This window comes from Shewanella sp. SM101 (genome assembly GCF_025654465.1).
In the GTDB taxonomy this organism is placed as follows: Bacteria; Pseudomonadota; Gammaproteobacteria; order Enterobacterales; family Shewanellaceae; genus Shewanella; species Shewanella oncorhynchi.
Genome location: NZ_JAKKRH010000009.1, coordinates 48,395 through 65,652, shown reverse-complemented (window position 1 = coordinate 65,652; position 17,258 = coordinate 48,395). Strand labels below are relative to the sequence as shown.

General features: G+C 45.5%; 13 protein-coding genes. 4 read left to right on the top strand and 9 right to left on the bottom strand.

Annotated features, from left to right (window positions below; translation table 11 throughout):
• Window positions 1–33 precede the first annotated feature (33 nt).
• The 3 genes from L5M38_RS06905 to L5M38_RS06895 are packed head-to-tail and all read right to left on the bottom strand — an operon-like array spanning window position 34 to window position 4,071.
• On the bottom strand, window positions 34–879 hold the full coding sequence (locus tag L5M38_RS06905; protein WP_173496764.1) for a hypothetical protein: 846 nt from the start codon (window positions 877–879) through the stop codon (window positions 34–36).
• A 5-nt stretch (window positions 880–884) separates the two neighbouring features.
• Window positions 885–2,495: a hypothetical protein gene (locus tag L5M38_RS06900; RefSeq protein WP_263178640.1), complete on the bottom strand. Its 1,611-nt coding sequence runs from the start codon at window positions 2,493–2,495 to the stop codon at window positions 885–887.
• Between the two features lie 22 nt (window positions 2,496–2,517).
• Window positions 2,518–4,071 (bottom strand): OmpA family protein, encoded by a 1,554-nt coding sequence (locus tag L5M38_RS06895; protein WP_168822544.1) that lies wholly within the window; start codon window positions 4,069–4,071, stop codon window positions 2,518–2,520.
• A gap of 348 nt (window positions 4,072–4,419) precedes the next feature.
• Between L5M38_RS06895 and L5M38_RS06890 the strand changes: the two genes are divergently transcribed.
• Window positions 4,420–5,163, top strand: coding sequence for a DUF599 domain-containing protein (locus tag L5M38_RS06890; protein ID WP_263178639.1), 744 nt, complete (start codon window positions 4,420–4,422; stop codon window positions 5,161–5,163).
• 93 nt (window positions 5,164–5,256) lie between these two features.
• The gene (locus L5M38_RS06885) at window positions 5,257–5,433 is read left to right on the top strand and encodes a helix-turn-helix domain-containing protein (protein WP_006082937.1); all 177 of its coding nucleotides are present in this window, start codon (window positions 5,257–5,259) and stop codon (window positions 5,431–5,433) included.
• A gap of 319 nt (window positions 5,434–5,752) precedes the next feature.
• Here L5M38_RS06885 and cyaB read toward each other — a convergent pair whose 3' ends face one another.
• The 3 genes from cyaB to cydD form a co-directional block, all read right to left on the bottom strand.
• Window positions 5,753–6,340: a class IV adenylate cyclase gene (gene cyaB, locus L5M38_RS06880; RefSeq protein WP_263178638.1), complete on the bottom strand. Its 588-nt coding sequence runs from the start codon at window positions 6,338–6,340 to the stop codon at window positions 5,753–5,755.
• 91 nt (window positions 6,341–6,431) lie between these two features.
• Window positions 6,432–8,183: a heme ABC transporter ATP-binding protein/permease CydC gene (cydC, locus tag L5M38_RS06875; protein ID WP_263178637.1), complete on the bottom strand. Its 1,752-nt coding sequence runs from the start codon at window positions 8,181–8,183 to the stop codon at window positions 6,432–6,434.
• On the bottom strand, window positions 8,180–10,129 hold the full coding sequence (gene cydD / locus L5M38_RS06870) for a heme ABC transporter permease/ATP-binding protein CydD (protein WP_263178636.1): 1,950 nt from the start codon (window positions 10,127–10,129) through the stop codon (window positions 8,180–8,182). Before cydD ends, cydC begins: the two co-directional genes overlap by 4 nt.
• Window positions 10,130–10,408: 279 nt before the next feature.
• Between cydD and L5M38_RS06865 the strand changes: the two genes are divergently transcribed.
• Complete coding sequence (locus L5M38_RS06865) at window positions 10,409–10,927, top strand: type II secretion system protein (protein WP_263178635.1); 519 nt, start codon at window positions 10,409–10,411, stop codon at window positions 10,925–10,927.
• Window positions 10,928–11,062: 135 nt separating this feature from the next.
• Here L5M38_RS06865 and L5M38_RS06860 read toward each other — a convergent pair whose 3' ends face one another.
• Window positions 11,063–12,109: a DUF3626 domain-containing protein gene (locus tag L5M38_RS06860; RefSeq protein WP_263178634.1), complete on the bottom strand. Its 1,047-nt coding sequence runs from the start codon at window positions 12,107–12,109 to the stop codon at window positions 11,063–11,065.
• Between the two features lie 633 nt (window positions 12,110–12,742).
• Between L5M38_RS06860 and L5M38_RS06855 the strand changes: the two genes are divergently transcribed.
• Window positions 12,743–14,290 carry a DEAD/DEAH box helicase gene (locus L5M38_RS06855; protein ID WP_263178633.1) on the top strand — a complete coding sequence of 516 codons (1,548 nt, stop codon included), beginning with the start codon at window positions 12,743–12,745 and terminating at the stop codon, window positions 14,288–14,290.
• Window positions 14,291–14,512: 222 nt separating this feature from the next.
• On the opposite strand, the gene L5M38_RS06850 is transcribed toward L5M38_RS06855, so the two are convergent.
• A complete protein-coding gene (locus L5M38_RS06850; RefSeq protein ID WP_263178632.1) occupies window positions 14,513–15,586 on the bottom strand; it encodes a hypothetical protein in 1,074 nt (357 codons plus the stop codon).
• Window positions 15,587–15,875: 289 nt separating this feature from the next.
• On the bottom strand, window positions 15,876–17,252 hold the full coding sequence (gene dbpA / locus L5M38_RS06845; RefSeq protein WP_263178658.1) for an ATP-dependent RNA helicase DbpA: 1,377 nt from the start codon (window positions 17,250–17,252) through the stop codon (window positions 15,876–15,878).
• Window positions 17,253–17,258 lie beyond the last annotated feature (6 nt).

The window sequence follows — 17,258 nt, the reverse complement described above, 5'->3', positions numbered from 1 at the left end:
TATGACGTAACAACTTAATTAAAATCCCAGTCATTACATATCCGTCATTAATACGGGTTGACCAAAACCTTTAAGTTCAGCATGGGAGGACTCAAAATACTGCTGCCAAAACTGTTTCAACGGCAACATTACTTGACCGCCTCTAAATCCTTTTGATGTAGCAGGAACCCAACCCGCACCTAATACGTAAATATCTGCCTGCTTAAAATCACTCAGCATGTTCGCTTTTTGTATTTTTAGCATTTCTTGCTCAGGTTCGATAACTTTTAAGGTGTTTTTACTGTAAAAGCTGGTCACATCTGAATTTTCAACCATATCGGACACAAGTAACAATACTCGGCGTCCTTCGGTATCGGCAGCCACTTGCGGCGCAATAACCTGAGATAAATTACTGAGGATTTCAGTTTTAGGCAAATCCACATCATTAGGTTTAAAAGCATGTTTTATATGGGCATCAATTTTACTTCTAACGAACTGAGCCTGCTTATTCATGCAATTATCAAAAGCCATTAGATTTTTCTTCGATACGTCATCCCTGTCAGCAATATCAGTATCCAGCCTGCCACTAAACAAAACATCGGTATAAAAATCTTTTACATAAGCACTAAAGCTAATGATAGTGATTTTATCTCCAGCTTGTAGGAAGAGATGCACTTTCTCATGAACTAACTGTTTAATATTTATGTCCGGAGAAAAAGTACCATCAATCGCCACAAATAAATGTCGGCCAGAAACTGTCTTTGCCGTTAGTGGATCAATTTTGGCAAACTCGTAGCAACTTTTAATATCATTTCTCTCAGCGGCCATCGCAGGCAAACACATAGAAATAGCTAAAGTGCCAAACAAGCCAGTAACCACCAACTTAGCAAGCTTTGTCATTCCTGTCATGAACTTAACTCTCCAAGTATCTCTTTGCGTAAACGATCGCGCATCTGTTCTTCCGTTTCAACAACCTTTTTTTGCTGAGTTATTTCAGCAAGCAGCTCTTGTCGAATACGTTGTTCAGCTTGTTCTGGCGTTTCGGCCTCTGCAGCCTTTTTAGCATTCGCTTCAGCAACAAACTCGGCTTTCAATCTTGCTTCCATCGCCTCTGGTGCTTCGGAAGTTTCTACCTCAACAACATGAGACGTTGCCACCACAGCGGCACTTTTCATCGCCTGATGGCTGGCTAATGTTTGATGCTCACGTAAACGTACCGATTGATCATATCGATTTTCGGCATTACCTAAATCTTCCATATACATCAAGAATGAACGTTCACCACAGGCCTCTAACACCTCTAGCACCTTAGGATCTTGGCAATTAGTTTCGGCTTTTTGATTCATTCTTTGCTGCAAGTTAGTTAGGCGCTTCTGGGCCACGCGCGCGACTTGCTGCTTTAAACGAGAATAATGCGTCTTAAACTCACGCTCACTTTTAAAGTTGCCAATTTCTTTGCGCGCATCTTTAGAATGTTTGCCAGCAAATCCGGTTTTAAAACCAATTAAAATACCGAAAATCTGTAATAGGATGAATAAGAAAGCAAGAAAAATAAAAGTTCCCCAACCGCCTTTCTGTTCACGATCCCACACGTCATCCTTTGCTTTATCACCTGCACTTTTAGACTCATCCAGTAAGAGTGCTGGAGGTGCTTCAGCATAGGGGTCTTGTTCTTGATACAATCCACTCGTTTGCTGAATATTGACTTCATCAATGTGCATTTTTTCAAGCACTTGACCACGCACATAGGTTGCCAATACTGCAATCACTAGGATCGCAATAGCTGTAACCGTGGTGATGAAATAACGGGGCTTAACCTCTGCGTTAGTAGAGATCCGATTAATGAGTTGCTTATATTGAGGCTCATTATCATCCTCAAAGGTTTTATCTAAATTAATGCGAGTATTAGGTGCCAGTTCTGGCGTCGATTTGTCGCGGTTTTTAGCATTTTTCCACCAGACCTTGGCCTTTTTAATGAGCGAGTTAGCATGCAGCTCATGTCCAGTAAAGTGAGTTAAACCTACCAGTAAAACCGAGATGATGAAGGCGATACCCACAGCACCTTGCTGCTGTAGTTTTTCCGATGCTCCGGGAATCGTGAAACCTGAAAGAACGTAACTAAATCCCATTGCTTCAACAAACACTAAGGCGGCAATCAATATCCACCCCAAAATATGTAAGTTGTTACGACCATTTTCAGTCACTTTACCTAAATAGTCTTGGCTTTTACTGAAAAGCTCCTCGTCCTTATTCACTTTCTCATAATGAGCGGCAAAATCAGTACACAGTGCGACTTCAGTATTCAACCAATCCTTATCGTAAATCTTAACTTGGGTTTCATAATCTTTCGCTAAGCGACTCTCCTTACCGATTACCGGAAAGGCATACCATGTATTAAGCCACCAGAAACTGACCTTATCCCACCAAACCGTAATAATGAACACTAATACCATCAACGAAAGTAACAGCGACACTAACGTGCGATACTCATTAAATAACATAGACACAAAATCCATTTACCGCTCCTAAGCACATTGCTTATAACAATTTGGGTTCAAAATCGGCTTCATAAACCGTTTTATTCTTCTCGTAGTACAACTTGCCAGCAATCGCGGTCGCTGAACGATCGATTGGCATCACCACATCTATACAGCGCACAGGAGAGTCTTTGTCCGTTGTAAAAACACGATATAACAAGCCTTTATCACCATAATAAGTCTCTACATGGCTCGTAAGCTGATAATTTGGATCATCTTTACTTGAACCTTTGTAATTCTTCCAAATATTCACTTTAGGCGCAGAAACAGCCGTGCCACTGTCCTTAATTACAGCAACAGGGGTCAAACCAATATAATGGCCATTCACTTTATAACCCCAAGCAGTACCATTCATACCCGGTAAATAATCTGCTGTGTTGTAATCCTTACGATTATAGCTCTCACCTGTGGCTAAACTCTTCACGTCCCCCGTGACTCTCGGTCCCTCAACGGCGCAATTTAGGCTAGAGACTTCAGATGCATACGCCTTGCTAAATAATGCAAAACCGCTCTCTTTTTTAGCACCCACTAACTGGGTAAAGTTTGTCGATGGGTCGAGCATTTTCTTACCGCCAAAATCTACCAAGGCTTTTTGCAGTTTCACTGGCTCAAGTAACTTGACGATTTCCGACTCCGTCATTTGTATTTGAGCTGGTGAAGTGCTCGGTTTATTTGGCTGAGTTGTAGGCTGCTTTTCCACTTGAGTCGTAGGCTTGGCTGCTGCCACTTTATCCTGCGATCGGCGGGATAAATAACTCAAATTTGCCTTCTGTTTGTATGAATAGGCCAGTAATTGATCCGGTTTACCGTCAATTTCAATAATTTCTACTCGACGATTTTTTGCTTTGCCAGCGTCATCACTATTAGCTGCAACAGGCTGTGACTCCCCTGCTCCTTGGAAGAATAATCGCTCAGTCGGAATGCCAGCTTGATTAAAGAGGGTTGCCACATAACGCGCTCTCGCTTCGCTAAGCTCTTGATTTAACGATTCAGCACCACTGGCATCTGTATGACCTGTAATCAAAATGTTTTGTTTAGAGTCTTTATAGATAGCGGCGAGTTTTTGAAATTTTTGTTTAGCTTGTGGCGTCGCCTCTGAAGCTCCAGAAGCAAACATCACTTCACTATTACTCGAAACTGTCGCAGCCATACCCACAACTTGATAATTAGCGTACTTTTCTGAATCTTCCTTCGACATGGTTTGTTCGGTTGAACTGATCAGTAAGCTACTTTGTTGTTCATCTGATGCTTTTGAAGCGCTGATTGAAGTAAATTGAATATCAAGATTTTCTGTTTTCGCTAACTGTTCTAATGCTTCGCGTTTTTGCTGAAAATCATAACCAACGGTACAACCAATCGCAGCACCAGCGGCACCGCCATAAAGCATACCTTCATTGCCACCTAAATAATTCCCAATCAATACACCTAAACCAGTACCAATAGCACAACCAATAACAGTTTCTTTATTATCTTCAACAGATTGAGTGATGGCACAACTGCTAAGCGCTAATACGCCAGCAACTGCGAGCGATATGGATTTCAAATTTGACTTCATAGTCATCCCTAACTTTTTAAAAATTCAAAATTGAATTTTAGATGCAATAAATTAAGTTAAGGATTAGAAGGAATTAGCCCTAAAAAGTCAATCTAAAGTTGATACTGATGTAACCAAAATATTAATTAAGGCTGAAATTTGTGAGCAACTTTATATCGAAGATATTTAAGCGACTGACACAGGAGTTGTCATAAAACAGTTTTATCCTAATGTGAAGTCACAATCACTATGCAAAAAAATCATTACTGGGAATCGTTTCTCAGTTGCACCAAATCTTTCATAGACCTCATAATCTGCACATGACTAATCTCTCTCTTTCTCCCCATATTACATTTTACTAAGGTGGCTATGACATTTTCGTTGTTAGATATTTCTGCATTGGTGTGGTTTATCGTTTCTTGGGCTGGCTACACCGCCTTTGCCCGTAGCAAGGCGAGAGATACAGACTGTATTGCCCGTGGTCTGCATAAGCATAGAATTTACTGGATGCTTGAGGTGATGACCCGCGGTGTGCGTGTAGGTGATGCGGCACTACTCGCCAACCTTGAGCGCAATATTGCCTTTTTTGCATCGACCACGCTGTTTGTGCTCGCGGGTGTGCTGACCTTATTTGCACAAGTTGAACGACTAGAAAGTGTTATTGCGACGATTCCCTTCGCCACGCCACCGAATCATGCGCTGGTGCAAGTCAAACTCGCGCTGTTAGTCAGTATTTTTGTGATGGCCTTCTTCCAGTTTACTTGGTCAATGCGCCAATACGGTTTTGTGAACGTGATGATAGGCGCGGGTCCTCTGGACACCGATGGCTCAAATGACAATCTCAAAGCCTATGCAAGACAAATGGCAACAGTGCAAGATCAAGCGGCACACTCCTATAACTATGGTTTACGCGCCTATTACTTTTCAATGGCGGTATTGTGCTGGTTTGTACACCCGATACTCTTTATCTCGGCTAGCTTATTTGTGGTCGCAACCTTATATCGCCGCGAATTCAAGTCCCGTGCCGTTCTGGCGATCACAGCGGCAAAAGGCCATCTGCAAATAGAGAGCCAAGTGCGGGAAACCGCCCGCAACCACAAAATAGAATCATAGCCTTGGCGGTTTAGGCCGCTGGCGTCATCTTGATTGGAATTATTGTTCTATACTCTTTGGGTCATGTTTCTATTGAATTACTGGGAGAGTGCCATGAGCGATAACTTATTAACCTTAGATGAAGTGTGCAAAATGCTAGATAAAACACCAGCGACCATTAAACGCTTCGCTCGGGAGAATTTACTCTCAAGTGTTCAAGATGGTGACGAATTAAAATTCCCTGAAGCGGAAGTTAAACGCTACCTCGCCTTTTCACAACGCTTAGGCTAAAACGCATCAAGTAAAGTAACTAATGGCAAATAAAACTGAGTCATCAGTATTTAAGCCGTTTGAATTTGTAAAGGTGGCTTGAATTGAAATGTGATACTCGAATTTGAGTACGCTGCTTAAGTTTAAGTCGTCGATAGCGAGTTAAAACAGACTGTGAATGCGATATGGACAGTGACGCTCAAAGGGATTTGAACTGAGCCATTCCGGTTTATTGCAAGGGATTTGTTAGGCAAAATCTAGCGGTGTAAACCATTAAACTTAAGCGATGAAACTTTAAGCTATGTAAGTCTCAAGCTGTTAATCCAAAAGATTCAATCCATTACTTATTATTTAAAGCCTGCTGCAACTGCCGATAGGATAACCACTCTCGCTGCACTTCACTTAGACCTAAGTCAGCGGCGAGTTGTTGCAATTGAACTTCATACTTAGGCAATAGGGTTTCATCATTGGTCATAATCGCGAGTTCAGCAAAATCCCCTAAACCTTCGATATGATCGATTGTTAGATGAAATTCACCCAGAAAATAGATACTGCGGCGCTTTTTAATTTCCAGTACACACTCATAGCCTAAGGTATGCAGCATACTTTTTGCTTTTGTTGCTTCAGTGATATTCACGGCTTCACAGCGGTCTTTTTCTGGCCCTTTCACTATCCACAGCATTATCCCCGATGGCTGCATCTCACGGATACACAAGCTCTTGTGTTCGCCTTTAAGTGATTGTGATGGCAGATCAAAGTAACAGTCATGCTCAAGGTTATCTTCGAGCATGACCTCGGGATTTCTCATTTGTAAGGCAGCGAAAAAAGCGTAGCGATCCAGTAAGCGGTATTTAAGCTCGACCTCAAACTTACCATTAAAATGGGCATTAATTTGTGGGGCTAATGCTTCTGGCATCGCAGGGTTCATCGATTTATATCCGCTTTTAATGGGTAAAATATATCGCTATTTATAATATTGAGCGCCAACATCTTAATTCTAAAAGATTAAATCCAAAACCTTAAGCGAGTCTGTGGTACAAGGCCTGATACTCTGCACTGTCTTCAATTAAGCTCTGGTGAGTGCCAGACGCAATAATCTTCCCCTGACCGAGTAAATGAATTTGATCCATCTTCGCCATAGCGGTTAAACGATGGCTAATCATAAGTAAGGTTTTATCCTGAGCAAATTCAAACAGTAAACTTAAAATTTCCCGCTCGGTGCGTTTATCTAGCCCTTCGGTTGGCTCATCGAGCAATAACAGCGGTGCATCACGCAGCAGCGCCCTAGCAACACCAATACGGCGCTGCTCGCCGCCCGAAAGCTGACGTCCACCTTCACCTATCCACATATCCAGCGGCTTATCACCCGTGAGTAAAGCGCCAAGCCCAACCCGTTGTAACACATCAATCAAGCGTGCGTCGTGGGCCGTGCGTTTCTCGCCCTCGATAACAGGTAAGGCTAATACTAAATTTTCCCGCAAAGTACCTGCAAACAAATAGATGCGTTGACTAATCACAGTAATCGCATCCCTAAGACCGCGCTCACTGTACTCTGAAAGTGCATGACCATCGAGCTTGATGTGCCCTTGCTGCGCTTGCCATTCTCGGGTAATCAGCGTCAATAAGCTCGACTTACCGCACCCCGTTGGCCCAAGTAACGCGACTTTTTGCCCAGCTTTTATCTCAAGGGACAAACCTTGCAGCACATTTTGATCGTCTCGATAACCAAAGTGGATACCTTCAATCTGTAATGCGCCAGATTTTGCCCTCAAGCCAGTATCGACAGCAAATTGAATATCGGCCTTTTGTTCGGTGATTTCATTAATTCGCGTTGCGGCCAATACGCAACCTGACAAATGCTGAAACGCGCCCGCGATCGGCATCATCATCTCGACGCAGGCCATAGTCGCAAACACCATAAGTGCAAACATGGGCCCCGGCGGCACGGCATCACCCACACCTTGAGCGGCTAAATAAAGCATCATGATCAAGGCTGAGCCCGTGGAGAGGATCAACATGGCTTGGCTGAGAGCAGTGATATTGGCCATCGCGCTTTGGCTGCGAAAAAGTGCAATTTCTGCATCATTCAGTTTCTGCCTGAATCTGTCGTTCGCGCCAAATAGACTAAGTTCGGCTTGGCCTTGCAACATATCCAGCAACTGCACCCGATAATGACGCTTGGTTTCGAGCATAGTCCGGCTCGGCCCGTGTCCAAGGCGATAAAATAGCAGTGGCATCACCAGCCAAACAGCGACTAAAAATAGGCAAAGACTCAGGGCCAGCTTGGCATCGAACCAAGCAAGAAACAGATACAAGAGCCCCGTCATCAGAAGGGATGCCGCCATAGGCGTGAGCAGTCGCAGGTAAAGATGATCTAGGGTATCGATATCGGCCACTAAGCGATTGAGCATGTCGCCACGGCGCAGACCTTGCAGATTTTTAGCACTGAGCGGCAAGAGTTTACGCCACGCCCAAACACGAAGTTCAGTCAACAACTTAAAGGTCGCCTCATGGGTCGCTAAACGCTCGCCATAACGACTAGCGGTTCGGGCAATTGATAAGAAACGTACCCCGCCAGCGGGAGTGAAAAAGTTAAAGGACTGCGCCGTGACTATTGTCAAACCCGCGACCGCGGTAGCGGAAAGAAACCAGCCCGAAAGTGACAGTAAACCTATGCCAGCCATCAAAGTAATAATGGTCAGCAGCAAGCCCACGGACATCATTAGCCACTGGCGCGAGAACAATCGAATAAAGGGGATCAGCACTTTCATTGGGCATCTCCTTTAGTAGACTCGGCGGCAATGTCGAGTGGAGCGTCACTATCAAGCTGCGTCTCACTTGCGCTTGCCGATAACGGTACAAGTTCAATATCCGCCACGGACTCAACATTTTCACGCAGTAAGGTTTGGAATAAGCCGTGTGTGTCAGACAAAGTGGTAAAGTCGCCCCGCTGCACTATCAAGCCTTTATCGAGTACAAGAATAGTATCCATTTGATCTAACTGATCTAATCTGTGGGTCACCATAATGCACATCTTACCCGCCATGGCGCGATTCAGCGCTGAACTCACCGCCTGCTCACTCTGGCTATCTAAACTGGCTGTGGGTTCATCAAGGACAAACAAACTCGCCTGCTGCCCAAGCGCCCTTGCTAAAGCAATACGTTGAGCTTGGCCGACGGATAAACCGGAAGATTGCTCACCGACCGGCGCATCTAAACCCAATGGTTGCGCCTTAACGAAGTCGCCAATATTGGCCTCTGCCAGCAAGTGCCACAGCGTATCGTCGGGCAGAGTTGGGTCGGCTAAGGCCACGTTATCCCGCACTGTGCCGTGAAATAACTGCGGTTCCTGTCCAAGCCAAGCTAAGTACTGTCGCCAATGGGATAAGTCTAATGCGGATAACTCATGGCCATTAATCAACAAATGGCCCTTGTAGGGTAAAAATCCCAATAAGGCGTTGAGTAAACTGGTTTTACCCGCGCCACTCGGGCCAACTAAGGCTAAGCGTTCACCCTCTTTTAACTCAAAACTCAGCGGGCCAAGTAAACGCGTGCCATCGACACTGAACACCTCAAGATTGTCGGCACTCAGCGTCTCTATGCTATTGATGCAGACGTGGCCGGCAAATTCAGGTTCCGGATGTTCGAGCAAGGTAATCAAAGCTTCTGCCGCGCCTATAGCCTGCGCCTTAGCATGGTAATGAGTCCCCATGTCGCGCAGCGGTTGATAAAACTCAGGAGCTAAAATCAGAATAAATAGCCCAGTAAATAGGCTGAAAGGAATACCACCCATGTCAGGATCTGTACTTGAGCTGATATTGGCATGGGCGCCATAGTAGCCAAAATCTAAGTGACCTAAGTAACTGAAACCAAAGTAAACCGCCAATACTGCAATCGATACCGCGGCAAAAAACTCTAAGACTGCCGAGCTTAAAAATGCCATGCGTAGCACCGACATAGTACGGCTACGAAACTCCTCCGAAGCAGTAGCGATCACCTTAAGCTCGGCATCACCACGGTGAAAGAGTTTCAAGGTGCTTAAGCCTTTTAATCTATCCATAAAATGGCCGCTCAATCTTGCAAGCGCACTGAAGTTCTTGCGATTAGCATCTGCAGCGCCCATGCCAACTAAGATCATAAACATAGGGATTAATGGCGCTGTGAGTAACAGGATTAAGCCTGCCGCCCAGTTAATCGGGAATACCGCTGCTAAAATGAGGATGGGAATAAAACCAGCAAGGCTGATTTGCGGAAGGTATCTGGCATAAAAATCTTGTAAATCTTCGACTTGCTCTAAGACTATGCTTGCCCAACTCCCTGCGGGTTTACCTTTAATAAATGCCGGACCTAGCTTAGTCAACTTGTCCATCACTGCCGCGCGAATATGGCCACGTAGACGCTTACCCGCCTCAAAACTGGCGCGTTCACGCCCATAAGCCAGCAAGGCACGCAGTAACATCAAGGCAATTAGCGCAATAAAATGAGGTGTATAGGTATCAATACTCACGCTGAAACTGACCGTTTGGGCATTGTCAGTTAGCGGTATAACTTGCCCTATGATCACGCCATCCAGAATCGTCGCGATAATATAAGCCTGCGCCACCATAGCGACGGCGCTTATCATCCCAAGCCATAACGACAATTTAAGGAACAGGCCACAGGCTTTTTTCTGGGCTTTAAGCCAAACAAGAAGGGATTTTTCTAACGACTTATCCATGGTGCTCCAACAAGAAAACAATTAAGCGACTCGTAGCGGGGATCGACTATCGATAACAACTCAGTTTAAGGGGCTTGCAACAGCTAAAAAGTTCCGATAGGGACGCAGTATCGCAGGCATCTACAACAGATGAAACCCTATCACAGACTTTTGCTAGCGGACTCACAAAAACGAGCTAAAGATAAATAAATCTAGGAGTTAACGGAACTTTACCTAGTACTAGCCTGATTTTAAAAACTTAGGTAGCATGAAGCTCTTTGTATTAAATGTCCTCTATCTATGCCAAATAAAAATGCTGGTTTCACCCTGATTGAACTCGTTGTGGTTATTATTATTCTTGGCGTATTAGCCGTAGTAGCTGCACCTAAATTCATTAATTTACAATCAGATGCCTATAAGAGTCAGCTCTCAGGTGCACTGGCTTCGATGAAATCCGCCGTGACCCTATTCAAATCAAAGTCGGAAATTACTAACAGCGGCACCACGAATAGAGTCGTTTACGACGAAATCCGTGGCGAAAACTATCAGCCTTGGGCTGCCAGTACCAGCGGTATAACGCCAAGTACAGCTTACACGACTCCGCCAGAAATTTTTAAAGCGGCAGGGCTAAATGTGAATGAGTGGTCCTATCGAATTTACACCACCAACGGCACCTATGAAGTTATCGCCACACCAAAGCAAAAACTGAACCTTGCCACGCCCACAGAAGCGCAAGTCGAAGCGACAAATTGTTATATCGACTATAAATGGGAGACAACGGGCGTTCCCACTTATAAAAAAGTCGACACTGGTTGCTAGGCGACCTTAACGATAAAATATCTACAGAAAAACAGCGAGTTAACCTGATGTTATCTCGCTGTTTTATTTACGCCCTAAACTCATTTTGTTGTTAATGCTTACGTTTACAATTAAGCATTTTTAAAGAGTTCGCGTTTATTGCACTCCACCGTATTTCACTAGCACATGCCAGAGCAACTTAAGTTCATGGGCGACTTGCGCACGATTACCGCGGTCACGCCAATGCTGGGGAGAATGGTATAAATCCCGCGCCGCCACGCCTATGGCATAGGCATCGACTCTGTCTTCTATGGCAATCCGATTAGCCAGCGATGGCATAGTTGGCCCACGGAAATCACTGGGGATCTGCGCCGTATGCAGGCTAAAGCCATCATGATATTGCAGCTCAATATCATATTTATCGCAAATTTTACTTAAGCTTGCGCCAATATCAGTACCCTTAAAACTGGGGTCCGCCACCAGCATGGCGATATCTTCATCGAGGGAAACATCGCCATGGATCTGCGCCTCTATATAATGGTCAAGATTATTCGATAGCGGCCGCTCGAAACGTGACAGCAAGGAAGCATTGAGCTGATGCCCCAAATAATGGATCACATTCAGCGGCTTAAAGTCGGTTTTGCCTAAGGCATAGTGACGCTCAAAACTCTCAGTCAGCAGCGCCGCTAAAATATCATCGAAACATGACAGCGTACCCTTCTCTTTCGGATTACGATACGAGTCGAGATAACTAAAGGTTGAGCGCGCCATCGCACTCGTATGAGTCAAAAAATAACAGCTTCCAAAACGTGGGGCGGGACCGTCCTGCCACATCCCCAGATCGAGTGCACCGTATTTAGGCCGAGATTTAGTGCCCTTGTATACATCACCAAAAAGCTGATTTTCCCAATGATCCCGTGGGCCACCTAACTCAGGTGACAACTGACCATTAGAAATATGGGTCTCAAACTGGCTGCGGTATTGACCATCGCGCAGTAAACCTTCGGCCACAGTCATACCACGACTATCGATTCTATCGGGATGAAAATGCAGCGCAATTCGGCCACAGTTGAGCAATTGTTTAAGCGCGAGTTGCATCTCATGCATGGGGATATTTGACATCTGCTGCACATTTTTAATCACAGCGACGGCTTGTTCACTGCGTCCTCGTGCAAGGCGTTCAATATGCTGTATCGCTGTCATAATCCACCTATAAATGAGAGGCGTTTAACCGTTCCCACAATGCCTCATCCTAAAATAAACGTGAGATAAATCGCAAGCATGCAGAGAACTGCTCTTAAGCCACTCCATCTAAATGACTCAGTTAAACATGAATGACTCAGTTAAACGTGACCGTGAAAACACTCAATAATTCTTTCGCTCGGTTCATTGTTAAAAATTCAGCGAATAACATCAATCACGAACTGAACAGATAGCGAAACCAATTGCGTCATTGATTAATTCTACTCCAATCGACTTTAGTTTATACCACTCTCATTATTGTAGCGTGATCTACCGCTAACTCATTCTAACTCTAGATAAAAAATGCCTATGACTTCAATTGATATAATGAAATAGGCCTAATAGTCATCTTGTTCCTTGAAATCAATTAACTTCCATAACCTCAAACTCTGCTATCTAAACTTGCGCCTAAAAGATAAGCGAGGCCGAGTGAAAGCCGCCGACAAGCGATTTATGTGCCAATATGAATGAAACCCAGCCCAAAAACCTTTATTAGATGGCACTTAAAGCCCTGATCCTGTAAGCTGCACGCCCGCCAGCAGACCTGGCTATTGACCATAAATGCAGCACAGTGTTGCCACAAGAGACCAATCTATGAGTTTTACCTCCCTGGGCTTATCGGCCCCGATACTTAAAGCCGTTGCCGAACAAGGCTACGACACACCTTCGCCAATCCAAGCTCAAGCGATTCCCGCTGTGCTTCAAGGCAAAGATGTGATGGCGGCCGCCCAAACAGGAACAGGTAAAACAGCAGGTTTCACCCTACCTATGCTCGAACTCCTGAGTAAAGGTAACCGTGCCCAAGCAGGCCAAGTGCGCGCATTAGTGTTAACTCCGACACGCGAATTGGCGGCTCAGGTTGCAGAAAGTGTTGAAACTTATGGTAAGAATTTACCACTGCGCTCAGCGGTGATATTTGGTGGCGTGCCTATCAATCCACAAATCGCGAAATTACGCCACGGTGTCGACGTATTAGTCGCCACACCAGGTCGATTGATGGATTTGTACAATCAAAAAGCGGTGAAATTCAGCCAGCTTGAAATCTTAGTATTAGATGAAGCCGATCGCATGCTCGACATGGGCTTTATCCGCGATATCCGTAAGATCCTGGCCATTTTACCTAAGCAACGCCAAAACCTGATGTTCTCAGCCACCTTCTCCGATGAAATTCGTGAGCTGGCAAAAGGCTTAGTGAACAATCCGGTCGAAATTTCGGTCACGCCACGTAACGCGGCGGCGACCACAGTAAAACAATGGGTTTGCCCAGTCGATAAGAGCCAAAAATCGGCACTGTTGATCCAACTCATCAAGCAAAACGATTGGCAACAAGTGCTGGTATTCTCGCGCACTAAACATGGTGCTAACCGTCTGGCGAAAAGCCTTGAAGATGCGGGCATTAAAGCCGCCGCTATCCACGGTAACAAGAGCCAAACAGCACGAACTAAAGCCTTGGCCGACTTTAAAAATGGCCAAGCTCGCGTACTGGTTGCGACCGATATCGCTGCCCGTGGTTTGGACATTGACCAATTACCACAAGTGGTTAACTTCGACTTACCAAACGTGCCAGAAGATTATGTGCATCGTATCGGCCGTACTGGCCGCGCTGGCGCATCGGGTCAAGCCGTGTCACTGGTAAGTAACGAAGAAATCAAACTGCTAAACGATATCGAGCGTTTAATCAATCGCGTATTAGACCGAGAAATGGTTGAAGGCTTTAACCATGAATTGCCAGAATCACGTTTGGGTGGCGGCGGAAAAAGTAGTGGTAAATCAGTACCAAGCCGTAGAAATACCCGCAGCTCAAACCAACCTAGCTCACGCGATGGTGCCCCAAGAAGCGCCGAGCATAAAGATGGTCAACGCAGCGGTGACGTCGCGCGCGGTCACAAGCCAAACGACAAGAATCCAAGACACAGCGGTGAAGCCAGTAGCGCACCTCGTGCTGATTCAGCCAAACCACGTCCAGCACGTTCAAACGATGGCCGTGCGAATAGCGCAGGCGCTAGTCGTCCAAGTGAAAGCCGTTCAGGTTCTGGCGAAAATCGTGGCCAAGCGGGTGAGAACCCTTACGCCAATGGCCCAAAGAAAAACACCCGTCGCCCAAATAACGGCGCGAGTCGTCCAAGAAATTCACAGGATTAATGCACCCACTGAGCGAACTCGCTTGGCGATTTAGCCGCATTAAGCCCTAAACAGAAACGCCCAACTCCGTATGGAATTGGGCGTTTCTGTTTGTCTTTGTTTATATAGTCAACAAGCTGCACAATACGTTTAGCTCATTATCCACACATTGACCAATAACTCGCTTGAACAATCGCCGCTTTAAACAACAGCCTAAACAATAGCTTAAAACAGCAACCTAAGTTAATTTGCCTTAATATCTGGCAACTGCTGCAGGACTTCATCCGTAAAATAGGGTTCATCTTCAACCCAAAAAATGTAGTCTAGCCCTAGGTAGTTTTGTGCAAAATCCAGCAGATCAGGCACAGTATTCTTTTTACCTGTCTTGGGATTAATCTGCCGCAAATTACCGTCTTGCACCGCCATACCTTTCACCAATGCCGCTGGATATTCTTTAATAAAGGCGTAACTCTGTCCCATATGGCCTTTACGATATGGCATTAAATCTGGGCCACCTACGCCCATATTGAGCGCTTTGGCTTGCGCAAATAAGCCTCGCATATAGCCTTTGTCATTCCATGGTAGCCATTCGTCTGGTAAAAAGTTCAAATACACCATAGCGGTTGAATGCTGAAATGACTCAGCTAATACCTGCATGTTTTCGCCAATCGCATCGATATAGTCTTTAGGATTAAAATCACTGGGGAAGGTAGTTGTTCCGTCGGCGTTTTCAGTCCCCACATCAATTGAGCTTTCACTAAAGTTAATGCCAGTGATTTTCCCATCAAACTCTTGGCCTAGCTGGCGCACCAATTGTTGATAACGCGCACGTACTGCAGGCTCCCACATTTTGGCAGACCAACCATATTCGTCATCCGTCACAGGTTTATTGGGATCACGCTCTGGTGCGCTCAGCATGCTTTGCTTCAACACGCCGCCTTGATAAATAGGCTCATCGAGCAAATAAGCCGGCACATTGACTCTAGGCGTAAAGGATTTCTCTTGCAGCTGGATCCACAATTTTTTGCCTATCGAATCGAGATACGCAATATCGGCCCTAATCGCGCTGAAATCATATTCGCCCTGCTTAGGCTCTAAACAGCGCCAAGTATAAACAATCTGCGCACCGCCAAAACGGGGATCGCGCAGCGCCTTGTCGGCACGAATGTTTTCTCCGTTGGCCTCACGATGATTAATGTAGATAAAGTGCTGTAACGGTTGCGGCTCTGACTTAGACTCAAGTTGCGGCTCTGGCTGAATTGATGCAGCGCTCGCTGCGCTTAAAAAGATGCTTAGTAAAATAGTCCATCGAAACATAAATACTCCAAACCAATGCACGCCTTATCACCTGACAAAGCCGTTTATCTGCTCATTTATTTTTTACTCAGAATCACTTCTAACACAGGCAAGCTGAGGGGCATATCAATTAAGCAGACAAATACAAAGTGTTACTTAATCGCCCAATAAGATTCGCGGTGAAGTAGACACAAAGGTGTAGTGACTACAGCTATAAAACCCAACAAAAAAGGGAATAAACCTGAGTTTATTCCCTTTAAAAATAGAGCGAATTAAATCGAGGTACGATTCAACTCAAGCTAGGCCAAACTTACTTCATTGGCCAAGCGCGGTAAGATTTCCCTTTAATGCGGCCACCAGTAATTTTGTTCAGTGCTTTCTTGGCAACCTTACGATTTACGGCCACATAGGCGCGGTAATCGGTCACTTGGATTTTACCCACCTGTGAGCCTTCGATACCGTTTTCGCCTGTCAGCGCGCCTAAGATATCCCCTGGACGCAGCTTTTCCTTCTTACCACCATCGATCTGCAGAGTGATCATGGTTGGCGCTGCAGGCGTGTTGCCGAGCAGGGTTTCAGATGGCAGTGATTCACTGGTAATTTCGCGCTCTAAATACTCTTCTAACAAGGCAATTTTGTAACCGTCTTGGTCGTTATAGAAGGTATAAGCGGCGCCTTTACTGCCCGCACGGCCAGTACGACCGATGCGGTGAATGTGCACTTCGGTGTCATAAGCGACGTGATAGTTGAACACGGCATCCAGCGCATCGATATCTAAACCACGGGCGGCAACGTCGGTCGCCACTAATACACAGGCACTCTTATTAGCAAATTGCAGCAGGGTTTCATCCCTATCTCTTTGCTCTAAATCGCCGTGCAAAGCCAATACGCTAAAGCCTAAACCTTCAAGCTCATCGGCCACTTTTTGGGTTTCGCGTTTTGTGTTACAAAACACCACAGCACTTTCAGGCTTATGTTCTAACAACAATAATTGCAGCGCTTGCATACGCGCCTTGTCATCATCTAAGTGATAAAAATGTTGGGCTATGCTTAAGCTATCGTGATTACCTTCAACTTTAACCATGCTTGGGTCATACATGATTTGCTTGGCAATTGATTGAATTTGCTCAGGGAACGTCGCGCTGAATAGCAGCGTCTGACGCTCACGTGGCGCTTGTTCGATAATCGCATCAAGGGCGGGTTGGAAGCCCATTTCTAACATGCGATCGGCTTCATCGAGCACTAACATGTTGAGATTGCTTAAATCTAAGCGGTTACGATCTAAGTGATCGACGATACGACCCGGCGTTCCCACGATAATGTGCGCGCCGTGTTCCAGCGAGCCGACTTGTGGCCCCATAGGCACGCCGCCGCAAAGTGTCAGTACTTTAACGTTATGAATACCACGGGCAAGGGTACGGATTTCCTGCGCCACTTGGTCCGCCAACTCGCGGGTTGGGCATAACACTAAGGTTTGAATGCGAAAGCGTTTAACGTCTAACTTGTTCAGTAACCCTAAGCCAAAGGCGGCCGTTTTACCCGAGCCAGTTTTACCCTGACCTATCACATCCTGCCCCGCTAAAATGGGTGGCAAACTTTGCGCCTGAATTGGCGTCATCTCGTTGTAGCCCATAGAAGAAAGGTTCTCAAGCAGTTCGGGTTTTAGCTTAAGAGTCGAAAAAGCCATTGATGG